Raw genomic sequence first — 19,401 nt, forward strand, 5'->3', positions numbered from 1 at the left:
TCCAATAAACTAATAGGAAATGATAATAGACACGCCTTCCCAGCTGGCGGTTGGTTTTTTGTTTTCGCTTTGGTGCCATTGTTCTATTTCATCCCATGAATGATGGCCGCTCTCAGATTCACTATCAAACCAGGTTCCACGCTCATCGTTCAAAATCCACTGATTTTTCAGCAAGCCTTCATCATTTAGAAAAGAGATTAGAGAAATTTTTAACTGCCGTTTTGTCTCGTTTCGGTGAGAGCGTTGCTCGGTTAAATTAACTCCTAGCTGTTTTAGTTGTGAGAACTCAATTGGAAAACGCCTCCTAATCACCTTGTGTGCGTCGGGAACGATCTGTATCTGGATAGAAAATCCTAAAGACATCAGAACATGACTCATCATAAACAGTGGATTACCACCATCTTTAGCAACAAAACGGTTTGGGTTATCAAGAGCACCTATGCCGGTTATCGAATAGATCTTTGAGGCGAGTTTGTGTTCTTGCAAAGACGTATCAATAGTTGTCCACCGTTTTGAAAAAGTCTGTGTGGCAGTATCAAATTGAGCGACGTTTATTACGCTGTCTGGGAGTTCTAAGTCGCGAATACACGCTACGATACAGTAAGGTCCGCACATACTCGTGTGTAAAGGTTGTTGCAATTTGGGGAGAGCCATATTTGTAGTCCGGAAATACTTCGATAACAAACAATGCTCAATGTTACTAAGTCATTTTTAGGATTTCTTTTAAATAGAACAAATTAGAGTCAATTTGGTTTATAACATTTTCCAATGATGCACTTAAACAAACCATCATTAGTATCCGGTCAGCACCAAATATCCCATGACTACACTATAGTTAACTCAGTCAAAATCTTTCTGTGGTGACAAATCATGTATGGCTTTTCAGTAACCTTTAGAGGCAGTTATGAACAGGCAATTACGGCTGAACCTGATATCGGCTTGCTATTACCGTGCAATGTGGTGATTAGAGAAGAAGACAATGGTCAGATTACCGTTTCTTTTATGGACCCTTCTGCGGTATTAAATTTAGTCGACCGCCAAGATATCAATCCTTTAGCTATAGAAGTAAAACAAAAGCTGCAACGCGTTCGTGATGGTTTGGTTATCTAACTGAGACGATCTAAGTTTTGTCATTTTTTAAGGGGTTTTGAAGTATTGTTCTAATGCTTCTTACTGTTAATTTATAACAGCATGTTTCGCTGAAAGTTAAAATTTTGTATCGATTAACTCTCTTCTCCCTGACGTTTCTTTCTCCAATTTCCAGCATAAAAATTCGTGAAGTATTGATTCTCCAAGGCAAAGATCAATTTCAAGAGTTATTGATCACATTTTACGTGAGATCTATATGTCGTGTCTTTGAACGCGATCTGTGCCTACATATAGTAAATTTCTGCAGATCTTTCTTTGAAATATAAATGATAATGATTAACATTAAGGTGTTTTGAGGCGTTACCAACGTCTTAAGTAAAATCATCTTTCAAAGGGAATCATCATGAAAATTACTGTGTATTCAAAACCCAATTGTATGCAATGTGTGGCAACAACAAGAGCTTTGAGTGCCAAAGGTGTTGATTATGACTTGGTCTCACTAAACGAAGACCAAGCAGCTTTGTCTCATGTGGAGTCTTTAGGTTACCGACAAGTACCTGTTGTTGTAGCCGGGGATGACCATTGGAGTGGCTTCCGTCCAGATCGCATTCGTCAACTATGAGCGAATTGGTTTATTTCTCCAGTGCGTCTGGCAATACCAAACGGTTTATCGAAAAACTGGGTATGCCTGCCAAGCGCATACCGATAACTGAAGGCGAAGCCTTTCAAAATCCCGAGAAGCCATTTGTTTTGGTGTGTCCGACTTATGCTGATGGGAACGGCAAGGGCGCCGTTCCCGAGCAGGTGATAAGCCTACTCAAAAATCCATCAGTTCGAGACTTATTGCGCGGAGTAATTGCAAGTGGAAACCGCAATTTTGGCCATTTGTTTGCTTGCTCGGGTGACATCATTTCAAGAAACTGCCGGGTGCCAATACTGTACAAATTCGAATTAGCGGGCACCCCTAAAGATATCAACGCGGTCTCTCAAGGTTTACATTCTTTCTGGTTAAAACAATGACAACATCGACTACAGCGTCACGTTCAGACTTAGATTATCACGCACTCAATGCGATGCTTAATCTACTGGACGAGGCTGGCAACATTCAATTTGATGCGGATAAAAAAGCCGCACGACAGTACTTTTTGCAACACGTGAATCAAAATACGGTCTTTTTCCATAACCTCAATGAAAAACTCGGATACTTAAAAAAAGAAGGTTATTACGAGTCAGAAGTATTAGAACAATACTCTGAAACGTTTCTTCACGAAATCTGGGATAAAGCTTACGCCCACAAATTCCGTTTTCCTTCTTTCCTTGGTGCGTACAAATTTTTCACCGCGTATGCACTGAAAACCCGAGATGGAAAACGCTATCTAGAGAGATTTGAAGACCGAGTTGTGATGACTGCGCTAACGCTTGCTCGTGGCGATACTAATTTCGCGGTCAATCTTATGGAAGAGGTCTTGTCTGGTCGTTTCCAACCTGCGACGCCAACCTTTATTAATGCTGGCAAAAAGAGTCGTGGAGAGTTGATATCCTGTTTCTTATTGCGAGTTGAAGATAACATGGAAAGCATTGGACGTGCGGTCAACTCATCGCTACAGCTTTCCCGTCGTGGTGGCGGCGTTGCTTTGTTGCTGACCAACTTGCGCGAAAACGGTGCACCAATTAAGGGGATTGAAAACCAATCTTCTGGCGTAATACCAGTGATGAAACTGCTCGAAGATAGTTTCTCCTACGCAAACCAATTGGGCGCTAGACAAGGCGCGGGAGCGGTATATCTTAACGCTCATCACCCCGACATTATGCGTTTCCTAGACACTAAGCGTGAAAATGCCGACGAAAAAATTCGAATTAAGACATTGAGCCTGGGTGTGGTAATCCCTGATATCACGTTTGATTTGGCGAAGCAGAACAAGGATATGTATTTGTTCTCACCGTATGACGTTGAACGAGTCTACGGTAAACCGTTTTCTGATATCAGTGTTACTGAGCATTACCATGACATGGTCGAAAATGCGGAAATCAAAAAGACCAAAATCAATGCTCGTCAGTTATTCCAGACTCTGGCCGAAATTCAATTTGAGTCAGGTTATCCATATATCATGTTTGAAGACACGGTGAACCGACTCAATCCAATTGACGGTCGAATTACCATGTCGAATTTGTGTTCAGAAATCCTACAGGTTTCCGAAGCATCTGAATTCAAAGACGACTTAAGTTACGAAAAGTTGGGTAGCGATATTTCTTGTAATTTAGGTTCTCTCAACATCGCCAAGACTCTAGATGGTAACGACTTAGAAAAATCTGTTGATGTCGCGATTAGAGCGCTAACTGCCGTTTCAGAAATGAGTGCGATTGACAGCGTACCTTCAATTCGCAAAGGCAATGATGACAGCCATGCCATTGGTCTTGGCCAAATGAATCTGCATGGCATCTTGGCGAGAGAGCGTATCCACTATGGAAGCGACGAGGGCATTGATTTCACTCAAGCGTATTTTGCCGCGGTTGCTTTCTACGCAATTAAGGCGTCGTGCCAAATTGCACAGGAACGCGGTCAGAGCTTTGTTGGCTTTGAACGTTCTGATTACGCTAGTGGTATTTTCTTTGACCAATATCTAAACGAATCGTTTTTGCCGAAAACGGAACAAGTGGCGCAAGTATTTACTCGCTTCAAAATCAAACTGCCGACTCAAGCCGATTGGGCTGAGCTCAAGCAGCAGGTGATGGAACACGGTTTGTTTAACCGAAACCTGCAAGCGATTCCGCCGACAGGTAGTATTAGTTACATCAACTATTCAACGTCTTCTATTCATCCGATTACATCGAAAATTGAGATTCGAAAAGAAGGGCAGGTAGGTCGTGTTTATTATCCAGCGCCATACATGAACAATGAAAACTTGGAATTTTACACTGATGCCTACGAAATTGGCCCATTCAAGATAATTGATACCTATGCGGCTGCTACTCGTCACGTTGACCAAGGCTTATCTTTAACCTTGTTCTTCCCGGCGAGCGCGACGACTCGAGACATCAACAAAGCGCAAATTTATGCTTGGAAAAAAGGTATTAAAACCTTGTATTACGTTCGTCTCCGTCAAGAGGCGCTCGAAGGCACACAGATGGATTCTTGCGTATCTTGTACGCTGTAGGTGGTGATATGACTTCAACAAACAACTCTTTGGGTAATAAGCCTGTAGCGATTACTCGTGCAATCAATTGGAACCGATTAGAAGATGATAAAGATCTTGAGATTTGGAATCGTCTAACCGTTAACTTCTGGTTGCCAGAAAAAGTGCCCCTCTCTAACGATATTCCAACGTGGAATCAGTTAACCGAAGAAGAGCAAACCCTCACTATTCGCGTATTCACTGGCCTAACCATGCTGGACACCATTCAAAATACGGTTGGCGCTCCGGCATTGATGCCGGACGCGGTGACGCCTCATGAAGAAGCGGTACTAACCAATATTGCTTTTATGGAAGCGGTTCACGCACGTAGTTACTCGTCGGTATTTTCAACCTTGTGTACGACGCCTCAGATAGATGAAGCGTTTAGGTGGTCTGAAGAAAATGCGCATTTGCAGCGCAAGGCTGAGCTTATTCTTCGCGAATACCGCGCGGAAGATAATGCCTTGAAAAAGAAAGTCGCCAGCGTATTTCTAGAGAGCTTTTTGTTCTATTCGGGTTTTTATTTGCCTATGCATTGGTCGAGTCGAGCGAAGTTAACCAATACCGCTGATTTGATTCGCTTGATCATTCGCGACGAAGCGGTTCATGGCTATTACATCGGCTACAAGTTCCAAAAAGCCTATCAGCAGCTGAGTGAACAAGAACAAGCCGATATTAAAGATTATGCATTTTCATTGATGTTTGACCTTTATGAAGTGGAGAACAGCTACACTGAAGAGCTATACGATTCGGTTGGTCTGACCGAAGACGTGAAGCATTTTCTTCATTACAACGCCAACAAAGCGTTAATGAATTTGGGCTTTGAGCCGTTGTTCCCCGACGAAGTTTGCGAAGTAAACCCGGCAATACTATCGGCTTTGTCGCCTAATGCTGATGAAAACCACGACTTCTTCTCTGGGTCTGGCTCGTCTTATGTTATTGGACAAGCGGTCGCGACTGAAGACGAGGATTGGGACTTCTAAGTCAAGTTTTGATACGAAGCTACCATTGTATTTTCCATTGGTTGTCGATCAAAGTATCTAAATCTTTGTAATTGCATAGTAAAAGCTTGGGTGCGCACCCAAGCTTTTTTATTGGAAGAAAACAATCACAGAGGAATCCAAGATGTACCCAGATGTCATATTGCTTAACGGTACCGGTAGCTCAGGCAAAACAAGTGTAGCGAAAGAGCTGCAAGAACTTCTTGAACAGCAGTACCTTAACTTTAGTATCGATAGTGTGCTCTATGCTTTACCGCCCTCAGACCTAAAAAAGATGATTGCTGGTCAACCTATTGAACGGGGCGGGTATGATTATGCACAGCTAGTAGAAGGCTACCACAAGTCCGTCAGAGGGTTGTTACAAGCTGGCTGTAAGCTGGTGATAGATAATGCCTGGGTAGACAATGCCGAGTTTTCCAATCTGCTCCAAGATCTTCAAGGCTTCAGTTCTTTAATTATCGGAGTTGAGTGTGAGCTAGATGTTTGCAAAGCGCGTGAGATTGCCAGAGGGGATAGAGCGATAGGTCTGGCTGAGTATGAGTTTCCTCTGGTACATAAAGATAAACAGTATGATTACCGCATCGACACAAGCCATGTAACACCAATGAAAGCGGCGCAAGATATTTTGAGATTTATTCAACAATCTTAGGCTGCTAATCACTAAAAGATGAAAATGCGTATTTATATTATTAACAATAATTAATCATGCAGTTATACTCGGAACGCTGTTTTGTTCCCACATGTGCAGTACTTGCAGTTGCATTTAAGTCTCGGGCTGAAACTCAACTCGCTACACGTGCTGTTGGAACTTACCTATCAATGAGCCGTAATAGGAATAAGTATGAAGTTCGGATTTAAGGCCAGTATAACTGCGAGTGTGCTCGCACTGTTCACATTATCTCTCCTCGTTTTAGTTTCACTTAATAATTCTCAGCTCAAAAACACCATGCTGGATAATCTAGCGGTGTTAACCAGTAACAAACTTGAACGTCACGTCACTGAAATAGAGCAAGTTGTTGCCAAGAAAATCCATGCACTTGAGTATGCCGCTGGTCATTTTGGCAATGACTTGTCGGACGACGAAAACTTAGCCCGTGTCAAAATGTTAGCCGATAGTGCTGACATAGCCATTGTGCTGATGGCTTATGCCGATGGCCGGAGCTACCTGTCAGTAGATGGTGGTATTACTGAAGTTTCAGACCGTTTTGTTAATCGTCCTTGGTATATAGAGACTGCTCGTAAACGAGCCGTAGTGACCAGCGACCTATATCAAGATATCGTGACTAAAAAGCAAGTCATGAGTATTTCCGCACCAGTCATGGAGAATGGCAAGCTGGTGGGTGTTATTGTTGGTGATGTTCACCTAGATGAAGTTACAGAGCTAGTTAATACCATGCGATTTGCTGGTGGCGCTGCAACACTGGTAGACCGAAACCAAGTCTTTTTTGCTAGTGATGACCCTTCCGATATTGGGCGTACGCCGTCGCAAGTTAGCCCCACGTTTAATGAAATGGAACAGGCATTCCGAACGCAACAAAAAGGTATGATTGAATTCCCATACCTAGGAATCGATTTCCGCGGTTACTTCCAACGAATTGCTATAGATAACGACAACTTTTGGACGTTAATGGTGTTTGTTGACCAAGAATCGGCAACGGAACAAGTGGATGAGAGCTTATTCGAATCCATCCTAACCGGTATCGCGCTGCTTTTGATTTCTAGCGCCGTTATCTTTGTGGTTCTAAACCGCTTGTTTAAACCGTTAGACAAACTTAAGCAAGCCGTTACTGACCTATCGAATGGCAGTGGCGATCTTACGGTTAGATTGGAAGAAGACCGCAGCGATGACTTAGGTGATATAGCTAAAGGCTTCAATTTGTTCGTTGCTAACATCCGCAGCTTGGTTATTGAACTGACCCAATCTTCTCAGCAAATTGCGCATGATGTTCAGTTGCTAGCGGCAAGTACCTCTGAAAATGAACGTGTGCTTTTGGCGCACTCGTCAGAAACAGACCAAGTCGTCACGTCAATCACTGAAATGAGTGAGAGTGCGCGTTCAGTCGCTGAAAACGTGAGTCAATCTTCCGTGGTGGCTGAAGCAGCTAATCAGGAAGCTCAAGAGTCACAAAGAGTTGTAAATAGTGCTGTCGAAAATGTTCGCTCGTTAGTTGATGACGTTGAAGACATGGCCGAACGAATCCAAACGATGAACAACGATGCCAACTCCATCAGTGCAGTCCTCAATGTTATCGGTGATATTTCTGAACAAACCAATTTACTTGCGCTGAATGCCGCAATCGAGGCAGCTCGCGCCGGTGAACAAGGGCGCGGATTTGCCGTTGTTGCCGATGAAGTTCGAGCACTAGCGGGTCGCACGCACAAGAGCACAGAAGAAATCTCAGAAATGCTATCTCGCCTACTAGAAGGGACAGATAAAGTGGTGTCGGCGATGGATACCACAAAGCAGCGCTGCCAGAGTACGGCTGAAACTACTTCAGAAGTTTCAGGGAGCCTGGGTTCAGTCTCGACATCTGTTTCACAGATTGATGAGATCAGCTCCCAGATTGCGGTCGCCACTGATCAGCAAAGTGCCGTGTCTGACGAGATTTCCCGCAACATGTTAGCTATCCGCGATATCGTGGAAACGCTTGTCAATAATGGTCGCCAGACCGCTGAGAGTGTTGAATCACTGTCTAGTTCAAAAGCACGACTAGAAAGACTGGTATCTCAGTTCAAAGTAAAGTAAAACACTGCCAAATAAAATTGGGTGCAAATAAAACCCTTAAAAAACATGTGTAGTTAGTAAAAGTGACCAATTATCTTGGTCACTTTTTTCAATGCGCAACTTTTAGAATAATTTGAGAAAGTAAATGGATATTTCATTGTTGAAAAACACTGAGGCGAACGCAATCACCTCAGAATTTGATCGTACCTATCAAGAAGTGTTTCGTGATTTCTTTTCGCGTGACCCTGAACTTTGGCCTATGTACAAAGATCCTGGCTTCCAAGCGCTAAATCAATTCAGACAGTTGCATTTACCACCTAATCAACGTATCGATGCATTTGCAAATGGCGCGCAACACCTAGAAACATTGAAATCTAACGGCTTTGTTCCCGCCAATCGCACTCGACCAACCGGTACTCCTGATGAATTACTGGCTTTCTCTGCGGCGCTTTCTAAAGACTGGGAGAACCCTGCGTCGGTAGAAAATGTGATTACTATGCCATGTGACCCAAGTGTGTACGGCGCTATGATGGGCACGCTGGCGAATCCAAACCTAGTGTACAGCGAATATTCAGGCATGGCTGAACAGCTTGAAAAGTTTGTGGTTAAGCAAATTGCCAACGTTGTCGGCTACGATTCTGAAACTTCGACAGGTCTGTTTACTCAAGGTGGTACATTCTGTAACTTGTATGGCTACTTGTTAGGTATTCGTAAATCTCTGCCTCAAGCTATCTCTAAAGGCTTGGACTCGTCGCAAGACTACCGAATTCTGAATTCTCAGGGTGGTCACTACTCAAATATGACCAACTTGTCTCTACTTGGTGTGGATATTACAAACAAGACGATTCGTATCAAGGTTACAGAAAGCCATGATATTGATTTGGCTGATCTAGAACGCAGTATGCGAGCTTGTTTCGATGTAAATACGGTAATACCAACCATCATGCTAACGCTGGGTACCACGGACACTTTCGCGATCGACCGTATCAAGCCGGTTTACGAGCTGCGTGAGCGTCTGTGTCAAGAATACGGTATGAAGGTTAAACCGCACATTCACGTCGATGCGGCAGTGGGTTGGTCGATGATGTTTTTCATCGATTATGACTTTGCAAACAACCCACTAGGCATAAACGAAGCGACGCTTAAAGGCATAGAAGCGGTGGCAACAAAGGTTCGTGAGCTAAAGTACGCTGACTCATTCACTGTGGATTTCCAAAAGTGGGGCTACGTGCCATACACCTCAAGCCTTGTCATGATCAAAAACAAGAAGGATATGGACGCACTGAAAAACGATCCGCAAAACTTCTCGTATTTTGAAGACGACTTGCAAGAAGAAACGCATTTGCAATCAACCATTGAATGTTCGCGCAGTGCAACAGGCTTGTTTGGTGCGTACTCAGCGCTTAAGTACATGGGCCTAGAAGGTTACCAAACGGTGCTAGCCCATGGTCTACAAAATGCTAACTACATGCGCAATCAATTGTTGCTAGATCCAGCGGTTAAAGTTGTAGTGCCTGAGAACCAAGGCCCGTCGGTTACCTACCGTCTCTATGACCGAAATCTAGTGACAGATGCAGATGCTGAATTTAGATTGGAGCGTCAGGCGTTGGAAAACCCTGAAGTTGCGGCGCGTTTAGGGCGTAATACCGAGTTCCACCGCCAGATTTTCAACACTCGTGGTAAACACGGTCTGTACACCAACTGGGTCGAGTTTATTTCACGTTCCAATTACGTTGGGCGTGGCAAATACTCCTACATTCCAGGTGAAAAAGCCGTATTTATGAATCCAGCAACACAACGTTCACACATTGACACGTACCTAAAGGTGCTTTTTGGAAGCAAGTAGTGATCTAATTTCGGCAAAAATGTCAATGTAGACAAAATGTTAAAGCCAGCCTATGCTGGCTTTTTTATTGCCTATTTCATCTCAAAAAGGAGATTGGCAATAGCTAATCGCACGCTTACAAAAGGAAAGGCCCGATGCTAGAAGAATCCCCCGTCGTAATCATTACCGGAGCCAGTCGAGGAATTGGTGCAGAAAGTGCGATCGTGTTCGCCGAAAAAGGTTACCGAGTGGTAGTGAGTTATTTATCGAACCATAAAGAAGCGAACAAGGTAAAAGACAAAATCAACAGTCTAGGTCAGGAGTGTTTGTTGCATTCGGGCGACGTGGCCGATCCTAAGGTGGTCGATGTGTTATTTAAAACGACACTGGAACAATTTGGCCAAGTTGATGTGCTGGTTAATAACGCTGGCGTTTTGGACACCCAATGCCGTTTCGATGAAATTAGCCTTGAGCGGTTTCAAAACATCTTTCAAACTAATGTACAAAGCTGCTTCTTATGCAGTCAACAAGCCGTGAAGCTTATGTCTACTCGTCATGGTGGCAAAGGCGGCTCGATTGTAAACGTTTCCTCTGGCGCCGCTAAATCCGGTTCACCTTTTGAGTATGTGGATTACGCCGCATCGAAAGGTGCGATGGATACCATGACCCGAGGCTTAGCGCTAGAAGTGGCCGCAGAGGGGATTCGGGTCAACGGTGTAAGACCGGGACTAATCTATACCGATATGCATGCCGATGGCGGTGAACCGGGACGGGTTGATAGACTCAAAGAGAAAATCCCGATGCAAAGAGGTGGTAATGCAGTGGAAGTGGCAAATGCAATTTTCTGGCTAGCCAGCGAGCAATCCAGTTTTAGTACTGGCACTTTTGTTGATGTGATGGGCGGCTTGTGAGTTTGAATAAGTCACAAGATAAAAAAAACCATCTGGCAACTGCCAGATGGTATAGGATGGCTGATATATTCGATCAGCAAATTCGTTAACCAGTCGAATACTAATTGTTCAGTAGTGAGTAAATTACTACTGTAAGTATACGGATTGGTTTGCTTTCTCTACTTCAGACAAGAATAAATCCAAAAGTTCCGCACCTTTTTCACCATGTGTATCTTTTATGTATTCGATCACACCTGGTTGAGTAACTTCGCGCATTTTTTGACGCTCGGTTGCTGTTAGTGCGTTAACCTTCATCTTAGATTTCAATCCTTCTAGGCCACGGTCGCTAGAAGCCTCGATCAAACGAGATAGACCACGGTTAGAGCTCAGTGCGATTTCAACCGCGTCAGCTAGAATCTTCTGCTGTTCGGCTGTGAGATCGTCGTAAAACTCTTTGTTAATCATGAAGGTGTATGGGGCAAATAAGTGGTTAGTCAGTGTTAGGTAACCCTGTACTTCGTTGAATTTAGCGAATGAAACGGTTGGAATTGGGTTCATTTGACCGTCAATTACCCCCGTTTGTAGTGAAGAGTAAACTTCACCCCAAGACAGCGGATATGCTTCAGCACCTAAAGATTGAATGATTTTCTGGTGCGTCGGTAGTGTCATGGTACGAATACGCAAACCTTCGAAGTCTTCTAGAGTCTTGAGTGGACGCTTTGAGTTAGTTACTGAGAAGAAGCCGCCTGTATCCGGGAAACCAAGTACTTTCACGTCTTTCAATTCAGATTCGATATCGCTAGCCAGTGTTTGACCAAACTTGCCATCTAGAACTTCATAGGTGGCTGAGTTACTTGCAAACGCAAAAGGTACGTCAAGAACACCAATTCTTGGGTAGTAACCCGCAAGAGCACCAACTGAAGATAACGTACCTTGCAGTTGACCATCACGGACCATTTGAACGTGCTCTTTCGCGCTACCTAACTGGTTGCTTGGGAACACTTGAACCTTGATTTCACCATTAGTGGCAGTTTCAACAATGTTCTTGAAAACACCTGTGAACGCGTGAGCTGGGTTTTCCATGATGTCCGCTTTGTTATCGTGACCGATACGCAAAACTTTATCCGCCATGGCGAATGGAGCAGTAAGCAAGCTGGTTGCTAGTGCTGCTGCAACTAATGATTTATTGATGATTTTCATAATCACTCCATTGTTATGATTGCTTCCACTGTACTCATTAAGAGCTGAAGTGGGGCATGTAGGGTTTTATAGGTATTGTGTTTACACGGCTAGTAACCGAGTAATCTAGGTATGTACAGCACCACGTCGGGTGAGTACGCAATAAAGAACAGCAGTAACAACTGACCAATCAAAAATGGCATCAGTTCTTTAGAGATTCCTTCTATCTTGGCGCCGGTGACCGACGACAAAACAAACAGACAGGCTCCTATAGGAGGTGTCATCAGTGATATGTTCAAAGCAAGTACAAAAACGATACCTGCATGCAGCGGATCCATACCGATTTCAGCTGTCAATGGCACTAAAATTGGCGCAAGAATGATCAGCATGACATTGATGTCCATTAACATGCCGATGGTAAGCAGCAACACGATAATCATCGCTAGAACAACATGCGGGTTGTTCGAGAATGAAATGAACACATCGGCAATCATTTGCGGGATTTGATTGAAGCTAAGCCACCAACCGAGAATTGACGCTGAACCGATTATCAAATAAATGACAGCTGAGATTTGAGCGGTACGCACTATCATGGTGTAAAGCGCGGGCAGGCTTAAGTTACGATAAATAAAAGCGCCAATAATCAAAGCGTAAGCCACCGCAATCGACGCCGCCTCTGTCGGTGTAACGATGCCAAAGACGATGCCTCCGAGGATAATAAGTGGCATTAATAGCGCCAAGCTTGATTGTTTGAAAAGCTTAAGTACCGCCATCAAAGAAGCGCGTTGCTGCATTTTCGGAAGGTTTTTGCGCTTGCCCATTGAGGCGATGATGGCCATACAAACAAAGCACACGAGTAGACCCGGCAGTATGCCGGTTGCAAACAATCCACCAATAGATACACCCATCAACGAACCATACACAACCATCAAGCCTGATGGCGGAATGGTAGGGCCGATGATGGAGCCGGCAGCGGTGACCGCACACGCATAGTCTTTCGAATAGCCTTCTTTTTCCATCGCCGGCACTAATGTGCGACCAAATGCCGCTGCATCAGCAGTAGCCGAACCCGTAATGCCGGAGAAAAACACAGAAGCCACCATATTGGAATGGGCCAATCCACCGCGGAAGTGACCGACTAATGCTTGAGCCAAATGAACCAAACGACTTGTGATACCAGTGTGGTTCATGATTTCGCCAGCAAGAATAAAAAAGGGCATGGCAAGGAACGGGAAGATGTTCAGCCCATTAAAAACTTTACTAGGTGCCAGGGAGGTGAAATGTGATCCACCAATTTCGTACATACCGATAAGACCGGCGACACCAAGCGCAATTGCTATTGGTGCGCCAAGGAACATTAGGGCAAAGAAAAGAACGCCAACCATTATACATTCTCCTCATGTAGCTCAGATTCTTCGACCGATGGGTTCGATGACATCCTTAATAAATCTTCAATCAAAACCAGAGATGCCTGAAGCGCCGAAAGGCCGAAGGTGACAGGAATGGCGGCATACGCGTAAGCCATCGGCATGCCAAATACGGTTGATAGTTGGTTCATGCCTTTATTGGTATAGGTGATCCCCAAATAAGCGATGTAACAAAAGAAGGCGATAGTCAGAACGCTGATTGCGACTTTGAGCCATTGTTGTGCGATTTGAGGAAAACGTTTCACGACGAACTCCAAACCCATGTGCTCTCGATTTGCGGTACAGCAGGGAACTGCCATCAAGATCGCCCAAATCATAATGTACCTAGCCAGCTCCTCGACCCAAACGAGTTGTAATTTCAACCAGTAGCGATCGAGTACGCCTAGCCAAACATCCAATATCAGGAGGGTCATTAAAACCGCAACGACAATTTGGTTAGCTCTGTTAAGCCGGTTTTTAAACGTTGTCACTGCCGTTAACATTCCAGTGTTTTTACTCATGATGCTTCCTAATTCATGACTTCTGGTGTCATTTATTTAGTTATTGAGTAAGAACATTAAATGTGTGGTCGTTATTTAACCGAGATCTATCTCACGAATCTCTCAATGTTTGATAGTTTCTAACATGTAGTTTGGGCTTGAGGTTAAGTGTTTGAAATTTATTAAAAAATATATTCGTTTCGTTTTCGCTCTAGCGTCGTGATAGAAAAAGTAACATCGAGCTAAGTCCGATTTACCAATGTGATTGAATCACAGCGAGTGAAAATAAGTTAAAAACTATCATGGTTAAAATTGGTGGTAATTTGTTCTAAAAATGTGAACTTAGTCGGTGTGCAGAAATGAAAAGGCCCGATCAGTTTTTTGACTGTTCGGGCCGTAGTATCGATTAGAAAGGGTTGTTAGAAGTAGGTGTCAATCCACTTAACAACATTTTCAGACTGATCCGCTTTGACACCGATGTACCGCCATTTATCGAACGTTAGACATGGGTGCGACGTGGAAAACGCAATAATATCGCCAACTTGTAGTGCTCCCGCCTCACCAAATTCCACAAACAAATGCTGATCCATGATCGCTGTACTGTTGAGCTCTGGTAGGTCAATTAACTCGCCATTGCGGTAAACTCGTACTGCTTGGGGGAGGCCAGCGTCGAATGCTGAGTCTCGCTTACCAAGGCCAATTACAGCTTTGTCGTCTTCAGGGACCGAGAGTACGTGAGCATAAAGCTCCAAGGCTGATATCAGATCTCCACCAACTCGACAGGCTTCCCCATGATTTCGTTTTGCTCGCTCGATTACCGCATTTTGGGCATCTAAGTAGATGCCTTCGTCATGAATCATGTAGCATCCGGGGCGTATTACCGGTGTGAGTAAAATAGAGTTAGCAAACTCTTCGGCTACAACATCGTACCAAGCCGATCCTGCACCAGTGACGATGGGTTTATCGAGAGTCGATAGACCTACTAGTGATTCAGTTAACTGAACGGCTCCTTTCACAAACTCTCGCACCTGAGGTTCTGGGTCGTCTTCAGGGGTTTCGCCGTGAATTACGCCTTCATAAAACTCAATTCCAGCAAAACGAAGCTGTTCGGATTCTGCAATTAGTTCGGCAAGTCGTAACGCGTCTTTATGAGTACGTACTCCGCAGCGTCCACCAGGTACACCGAGTTCCACTAATAGCGAAAGTGGTATATTGCGAACCATAGCAACTTGGTTCCAATGATTGACTAGCGTTTCACTATCTACACAAGGGATGACGTCAATCTCGAATTTTTCAATGATGTCAAAAACAGCATTTTGATTAGCATTACCAACCACTTGGTTAGCAATAATGACCCTTTTGGCACCAGCTTCTGCGGCGATAGAAGCCTGTGCAGGATTGGCAACGGTTAAACCCCAAGCACCTTGATCTAACTGCATTTTAAACAACTGCGGCGACATGCTGGTTTTGCCATGAGGGCACAGCTTTACATTGCTTTGATTGGCAAACTTTTGCATCCAGTTCGCGTTGTGTTCGAGTGCACTTTGAGACACAACAGCTGCGGGTAAGGGGAGATCATCAAGTAGTGAGTATTGCCCGCTGGTTTTCGTTGCAAGTGGGACACCTTTAGCGCCAATTTCAAACGGTAGGGAATCGATTGCATGAAAATAACTATCTAAATTTACTTCGAACCGTGACATGGGTGGTTGTCTCCTAACATCTCTCGAATGTGCCTTGGAATAAGGGGTAAGAATGATATAGAATATTTTTCATGTTGGAAACTATCAAACAAAAAGAGTTTAAATGTGCGTCTGCTCACTTTCTAACAGCAGCCAACTCTTTACGATGGGCACAAAGGTAATCGGAATGACGATGGAAGTAGATATCTTGTCGCAGATCTCTCAGCGCTTTGATGCATTGAGGGACGCAGAAAAAAAAGTCGCCGCCTGCATCATGGACAATTTGGCCATTGCGGCAAGCGCTAGCATCACAGAGCTGGCTGAAGAGGCTGACGTTAGTGAAGCGACGATTACACGCTTTGCCAAAGCTGTTGGTTGTCGAAACGTGCGTGACTTAAAAATGAAGCTAGCCCAGTCATTGGCGGTTGGACAACGATTCATTAATGAACCTGTTGAACAAACGGGTACACAAGGTGTGTATGAATCAATCAAACAGGCAATGGATCTGAATCGCAAGCTGCTCAATGAAAAAGACATCGCAACTGCTGTTGAATGGCTGCACGGTGCGCGACAGATTCTGAGTATTGGCATGGGTGGCGGTTCAACCATGGTCTCTCAAGAGCTACAGCATCGTTTGTTCCGTTTGGGTTACGCCATAACTGCATACCACGATGGACTACTAACTCGAATGGTTGCTGCAACTGCAGACAGTAACGACGTTATGGTGGTGATGTCCACGACGGGTTACACACCAGGAATCCTGGATGCCACCCAGTTGGCAAAGCAATACGGAATTAAGGTTATTGCTATTACTCAGGCTGAATCACCATTGGCTGAAACCAGTGATCTAGTGCTACCGATTACCACAACCGAAACGGATTTTATTTATAAGCCTTCTGCTTCTCGATATGCCATGTTGGCGCTTGTTGACGTTATTTCGATGCAATTGGCGGTGACACATAAGCGGCGTTCGCGAGACAGGTTGAGAAGGTTGAAACTGGCGCTCGATTCATACCGAGGTGGTGGCGATCGCCAGCCACTCGGGGATTAAGCGGCGCAAAAGAGAATATTATGAATTATGACATCTTAATCAAAGGAGCGACGGTGTTGAATGGTTTGAACCATCCTCCGTTCAATGCTGATGTGGCAATTAAGGGTGAGGTCATCGCCGCAATAGGGCAGTTTACCGATGAAGATGCAGAACAAGTAATCGATGCTCAAGGGCTGGTACTCAGCCCCGGATTTATTGATGTTCATACTCATGACGATACCAATGTAATTCGCATGCCAGAGTGTTTGCCTAAAATTTCCCAAGGCATAACAACCGTTATTGTCGGAAATTGCGGTATTAGTGCCTCTCCAGCCGTGCTTACTTCACCTCCACCGGATCCAATGAACTTATTGGGTGAGCAAAAAGATTTTACCTATCCAACATTTGCAAGTTATGTACGCGCGGTAAATGAGGCGAAACCGGGCGTCAACGTCGCCGCATTAGTGGGGCATACCACATTGCGTAACAACGTGATGGACTATCTCTATCGCACCGCAAATGACGATGAAATTAGTGCAATGCGCTCAGCACTTAGCCAAGCGTTAGATGAGGGCGCACTTGGGCTGAGTACAGGCTTAGCGTATGCCAGTGCTAAGTCTTGCAAAGAAGATGAAGTGATTGCGCTCAGTACTGAACTGACGCGAGTGGGTGCAATCTACACCACTCACATGCGTACTGAGTTTGAAGGCATTCTCGATGCCATGGATGAAGCCTTTGATGTAGGCAAACATGCCAAAGTTCCGGTGGTGATTTCTCACTTAAAGTGCGCCGGTGCCGGTAACTGGGGCAGAACAGAAGAAGTTCTCGCCAAACTCGATGAAGCGCGAAAACAGCAAGATTTAGGATGTGATTGTTATCCCTATACTGCGAGCTCATCGACACTGGATCTAAAACAAGTTACCGACGAATATCCAATATTTATTACTTGGTCTGAACCCCACCCTGAACTTGCAGGACAGATGCTGTCAGAAATCGCTGAAAAGTTGGGACTAGAGCTAATGGATGCAGCAAAACAGCTGCAACCTGCCGGCGCTGTTTACCACAACATGGATGCGCAAGATGTAGAACGCGTCCTTAAGTACCCGATGACAATGATAGGGTCAGATGGCCTGCCCAATGATCCACATCCACATCCCAGACTATGGGGTGCATTCCCTCGAGTGCTGGGTTACTACAGCCGCGAACGCAAACTTTTTCCACTTCAAACCGCTGTGCATAAAATGACGGGGTTGTCAGCAAAACGTTTCAACATAGAGCGTCGAGGCGAAATTAAGGTAGGAAATTTCGCGGATCTGGTCTTGTTTGACGCAGAAAAAGTTAATGACGCCGCCAATTTTCAACATCCAGTACAGGCGGCGGAAGGCATTTACAAAGTGTGGGTAAACGGAAAACTCAGTTATTCAAATACGGACGGAGCGATCGGCAGAAATGGTCGTTTTTTACCGAGAGCTACTAACAAACAAATGGGCGACAACGCCAATACACAAGCAGTAATGGAGACAAATCAATGACAATTAAACGTTACGGAATCGAAGGCGGAACTGGAACAGGCGGTCAGCACTTACCTTTTGCTCGAGCAACGGAAGCTGGTGGCTTCTTGTATGTTTCAGGGCAAACACCGATGACGGATGGTGAAGTGGTGGAAGGTGGAATCATCGACCAGTCAAGATTGGCGATTCAAAACTGTGTCGACATAATGACTGAGGCTGGCTATACGTTAGCAGATGTGGTTCATGTCAAAGTGGTGTTGACAGACTCGCGTTACTTCCAGTCGTTTAACAAAGTATTTAAAGAATTCTTTGGCGAGCACCCGCCAGCCCGTATTTGTATGGTGTGTGATCTCGTCGTCGACGTGAAAGTGGAAGTGGACGTAACTTGTTACCGAGCTGATCGTGTCTAAATTGCTTTAGGTTTAAGTAGGTAGTCAAGTCATGGAACGAATAGTGTTTGTTGGCGAATGCATGGTTGAACTTAGTGGTGACCCGATGCAACGTACTTTTGGTGGTGATACCTTAAATACCGCCCTTTATCTCTCTCGATTGCTTAAATCAACCGAAATACAAGTTCAGTATGCCACGTCATTGGGTGATGATTCTTTGAGTGGGGAGTTACTTGAGCAATGGCGACAAGAAGGTATTGATAACAGCTTAGTTTCCATCGAAAAAAACAAAATGCCTGGCCTGTACTTAGTCGAAACAGACCAATACGGGGAAAGAACCTTTCACTATTGGCGCAGCGACAGTGCTGCTAAGAGTTACTTTGATACGATTTCTCCGTTAGAAAAATCATTAGCTTCCAATACACCAAGCCTAATTTACTTTTCAGGCATCAGTTTGGCGATATTGTCGACTGAGGCGAAGCGGTCTTTGTTGTCAACAGTAAAACAAGCTTCCCTACAGGGGGCGCTGGTTGTATTTGACAACAATTATAGACCGCGCTTGTGGACTGAAGGCGATGAGCGGGTTTGGTATGCAGAATGCTTGCGGCTCGCAGATGTTGCTTTGATTACTGAAGATGACGATGAGGCAGTATGGGGTAACACCGACATTGAAAATCGATGCAGAGACTTCGGTTGTAACCATTTGGTGATTAAGCGAGGCGAACATCCATGTGTTGTTATCGATAGCCTGCAAAGCGGTTCACCAGATTATTATCGGGTTGAAGGAAACGTTGTAGAAAACGTGGTGGATACCTGTGCTGCCGGCGATTCCTTTGCGGCGGGCTATTTAGCTGGAATGTTGCTTAATCAACCTGTTGTCGAAAGAGCGAAAATGGCTCATCGACTAGCCTCTACCGTGATTCAATACCCTGGGGCCATTATTCCGACGGGAGCAATGCCAACGTTTAATACTGCTCAATCGGAACCTGTTTAACTTTTTGGAG

General features: G+C 44.6%; 18 protein-coding genes. 13 read left to right on the top strand and 5 right to left on the bottom strand.

The features are described from left to right. Positions 1–9 precede the first annotated feature (9 nt). A complete protein-coding gene (locus tag ACXAFJ_RS04720; RefSeq protein WP_475321766.1) occupies positions 10–654 on the bottom strand; it encodes a hypothetical protein in 645 nt (214 codons plus the stop codon). 216 nt (positions 655–870) lie between these two features. Here ACXAFJ_RS04720 and ACXAFJ_RS04725 point away from each other — a divergent pair, with 216 nt between their 5' ends. The 9 genes from ACXAFJ_RS04725 to ACXAFJ_RS04765 all read left to right on the top strand — a co-directional run bounded on the left by ACXAFJ_RS04725 (position 871) and on the right by ACXAFJ_RS04765 (position 10,724). Further along, positions 871–1,110, top strand: a complete 240-nt coding sequence (locus ACXAFJ_RS04725) for a DUF302 domain-containing protein (protein WP_475321767.1) — start codon at positions 871–873, stop codon at positions 1,108–1,110. A 382-nt stretch (positions 1,111–1,492) separates the two neighbouring features. Continuing rightward, the gene (gene nrdH, locus ACXAFJ_RS04730) at positions 1,493–1,711 is read left to right on the top strand and encodes a glutaredoxin-like protein NrdH (RefSeq protein WP_475321768.1); all 219 of its coding nucleotides are present in this window, start codon (positions 1,493–1,495) and stop codon (positions 1,709–1,711) included. Continuing rightward, on the top strand, positions 1,708–2,109 hold the full coding sequence (gene nrdI / locus ACXAFJ_RS04735; protein ID WP_475321770.1) for a class Ib ribonucleoside-diphosphate reductase assembly flavoprotein NrdI: 402 nt from the start codon (positions 1,708–1,710) through the stop codon (positions 2,107–2,109). The genes nrdH and nrdI overlap by 4 nt, the downstream gene beginning before the upstream one ends. Further along, a complete protein-coding gene (nrdE, locus tag ACXAFJ_RS04740) occupies positions 2,106–4,244 on the top strand; it encodes a class 1b ribonucleoside-diphosphate reductase subunit alpha (protein ID WP_475321771.1) in 2,139 nt (712 codons plus the stop codon). Before nrdI ends, nrdE begins: the two co-directional genes overlap by 4 nt. Before the next feature lie 8 nt (positions 4,245–4,252). Continuing rightward, on the top strand, positions 4,253–5,245 hold the full coding sequence (gene nrdF, locus ACXAFJ_RS04745) for a class 1b ribonucleoside-diphosphate reductase subunit beta (protein ID WP_475321772.1): 993 nt from the start codon (positions 4,253–4,255) through the stop codon (positions 5,243–5,245). A gap of 142 nt (positions 5,246–5,387) precedes the next feature. Next, entirely contained in the window at positions 5,388–5,912 is a 525-nt protein-coding gene (locus ACXAFJ_RS04750) for a chloramphenicol phosphotransferase CPT family protein (RefSeq protein ID WP_475321774.1), read from the top strand. Positions 5,913–6,104: 192 nt separating this feature from the next. Continuing rightward, entirely contained in the window at positions 6,105–8,009 is a 1,905-nt protein-coding gene (locus ACXAFJ_RS04755; RefSeq protein ID WP_475321775.1) for a methyl-accepting chemotaxis protein, read from the top strand. Between the two features lie 124 nt (positions 8,010–8,133). Further along, entirely contained in the window at positions 8,134–9,834 is a 1,701-nt protein-coding gene (locus tag ACXAFJ_RS04760; RefSeq protein ID WP_475321776.1) for a pyridoxal phosphate-dependent decarboxylase family protein, read from the top strand. A gap of 134 nt (positions 9,835–9,968) precedes the next feature. Next, positions 9,969–10,724: an SDR family oxidoreductase gene (locus ACXAFJ_RS04765; RefSeq protein ID WP_475321778.1), complete on the top strand. Its 756-nt coding sequence runs from the start codon at positions 9,969–9,971 to the stop codon at positions 10,722–10,724. A gap of 126 nt (positions 10,725–10,850) precedes the next feature. On the opposite strand, the gene ACXAFJ_RS04770 is transcribed toward ACXAFJ_RS04765, so the two are convergent. The 4 genes from ACXAFJ_RS04770 to ACXAFJ_RS04785 all read right to left on the bottom strand — a co-directional run bounded on the left by ACXAFJ_RS04770 (position 10,851) and on the right by ACXAFJ_RS04785 (position 15,488). Continuing rightward, the gene (locus ACXAFJ_RS04770; RefSeq protein ID WP_475321779.1) at positions 10,851–11,903 is read right to left on the bottom strand and encodes a TRAP transporter substrate-binding protein; all 1,053 of its coding nucleotides are present in this window, start codon (positions 11,901–11,903) and stop codon (positions 10,851–10,853) included. Between the two features lie 89 nt (positions 11,904–11,992). Continuing rightward, the gene (locus ACXAFJ_RS04775) at positions 11,993–13,267 is read right to left on the bottom strand and encodes a TRAP transporter large permease (protein ID WP_475321781.1); all 1,275 of its coding nucleotides are present in this window, start codon (positions 13,265–13,267) and stop codon (positions 11,993–11,995) included. Beyond that, the gene (locus tag ACXAFJ_RS04780; protein WP_475321782.1) at positions 13,267–13,809 is read right to left on the bottom strand and encodes a TRAP transporter small permease; all 543 of its coding nucleotides are present in this window, start codon (positions 13,807–13,809) and stop codon (positions 13,267–13,269) included. The genes ACXAFJ_RS04775 and ACXAFJ_RS04780 overlap by 1 nt, the downstream gene beginning before the upstream one ends. A 398-nt stretch (positions 13,810–14,207) precedes the next feature. Beyond that, positions 14,208–15,488 (bottom strand): alanine racemase, encoded by a 1,281-nt coding sequence (locus ACXAFJ_RS04785; RefSeq protein WP_475321784.1) that lies wholly within the window; start codon positions 15,486–15,488, stop codon positions 14,208–14,210. Between the two features lie 166 nt (positions 15,489–15,654). On the opposite strand from ACXAFJ_RS04785, the gene ACXAFJ_RS04790 reads away from it, so the two are divergent. From ACXAFJ_RS04790 to ACXAFJ_RS04805, 4 genes are read left to right on the top strand one after another with little or no spacing between them, the layout of a single operon-like run. Further along, positions 15,655–16,518 carry a MurR/RpiR family transcriptional regulator gene (locus tag ACXAFJ_RS04790; protein WP_475321786.1) on the top strand — a complete coding sequence of 288 codons (864 nt, stop codon included), beginning with the start codon at positions 15,655–15,657 and terminating at the stop codon, positions 16,516–16,518. 20 nt (positions 16,519–16,538) lie between these two features. Then, on the top strand, positions 16,539–18,029 hold the full coding sequence (locus ACXAFJ_RS04795) for an N-acyl-D-amino-acid deacylase family protein (RefSeq protein ID WP_475321787.1): 1,491 nt from the start codon (positions 16,539–16,541) through the stop codon (positions 18,027–18,029). After that, complete coding sequence (locus tag ACXAFJ_RS04800; protein WP_475321788.1) at positions 18,026–18,418, top strand: RidA family protein; 393 nt, start codon at positions 18,026–18,028, stop codon at positions 18,416–18,418. The genes ACXAFJ_RS04795 and ACXAFJ_RS04800 overlap by 4 nt, the downstream gene beginning before the upstream one ends. Positions 18,419–18,449: 31 nt before the next feature. Further along, positions 18,450–19,391: a sugar kinase gene (locus tag ACXAFJ_RS04805; RefSeq protein ID WP_475321790.1), complete on the top strand. Its 942-nt coding sequence runs from the start codon at positions 18,450–18,452 to the stop codon at positions 19,389–19,391. Positions 19,392–19,401: the final 10 nt, after the last annotated feature.

Source organism: Vibrio sp. ABH4_348 (genome assembly GCF_056159765.1).

Bases quoted from the DNA above. Each gene is read 5' to 3' on its own strand.
- ACXAFJ_RS04720 (WP_475321766.1), bottom strand. From the start codon at position 654: ATGGCTCTCCCCAAATTGCAACAACCTTTACACACGAGTATGTGCGGA.
- ACXAFJ_RS04725 (WP_475321767.1), top strand. From the start codon at position 871: ATGTATGGCTTTTCAGTAACCTTTAGAGGCAGTTATGAACAGGCAATT.
- nrdH (WP_475321768.1), top strand. From the start codon at position 1,493: ATGAAAATTACTGTGTATTCAAAACCCAATTGTATGCAATGTGTGGCA.
- nrdI (WP_475321770.1), top strand. From the start codon at position 1,708: ATGAGCGAATTGGTTTATTTCTCCAGTGCGTCTGGCAATACCAAACGG.
- nrdE (WP_475321771.1), top strand. From the start codon at position 2,106: ATGACAACATCGACTACAGCGTCACGTTCAGACTTAGATTATCACGCA.
- nrdF (WP_475321772.1), top strand. From the start codon at position 4,253: ATGACTTCAACAAACAACTCTTTGGGTAATAAGCCTGTAGCGATTACT.
- ACXAFJ_RS04750 (WP_475321774.1), top strand. From the start codon at position 5,388: ATGTACCCAGATGTCATATTGCTTAACGGTACCGGTAGCTCAGGCAAA.
- ACXAFJ_RS04755 (WP_475321775.1), top strand. From the start codon at position 6,105: ATGAAGTTCGGATTTAAGGCCAGTATAACTGCGAGTGTGCTCGCACTG.
- ACXAFJ_RS04760 (WP_475321776.1), top strand. From the start codon at position 8,134: ATGGATATTTCATTGTTGAAAAACACTGAGGCGAACGCAATCACCTCA.
- ACXAFJ_RS04765 (WP_475321778.1), top strand. From the start codon at position 9,969: ATGCTAGAAGAATCCCCCGTCGTAATCATTACCGGAGCCAGTCGAGGA.
- ACXAFJ_RS04770 (WP_475321779.1), bottom strand. From the start codon at position 11,903: ATGAAAATCATCAATAAATCATTAGTTGCAGCAGCACTAGCAACCAGC.
- ACXAFJ_RS04775 (WP_475321781.1), bottom strand. From the start codon at position 13,267: ATGGTTGGCGTTCTTTTCTTTGCCCTAATGTTCCTTGGCGCACCAATA.
- ACXAFJ_RS04780 (WP_475321782.1), bottom strand. From the start codon at position 13,809: ATGAGTAAAAACACTGGAATGTTAACGGCAGTGACAACGTTTAAAAAC.
- ACXAFJ_RS04785 (WP_475321784.1), bottom strand. From the start codon at position 15,488: ATGTCACGGTTCGAAGTAAATTTAGATAGTTATTTTCATGCAATCGAT.
- ACXAFJ_RS04790 (WP_475321786.1), top strand. From the start codon at position 15,655: ATGACGATGGAAGTAGATATCTTGTCGCAGATCTCTCAGCGCTTTGAT.
- ACXAFJ_RS04795 (WP_475321787.1), top strand. From the start codon at position 16,539: ATGAATTATGACATCTTAATCAAAGGAGCGACGGTGTTGAATGGTTTG.
- ACXAFJ_RS04800 (WP_475321788.1), top strand. From the start codon at position 18,026: ATGACAATTAAACGTTACGGAATCGAAGGCGGAACTGGAACAGGCGGT.
- ACXAFJ_RS04805 (WP_475321790.1), top strand. From the start codon at position 18,450: ATGGAACGAATAGTGTTTGTTGGCGAATGCATGGTTGAACTTAGTGGT.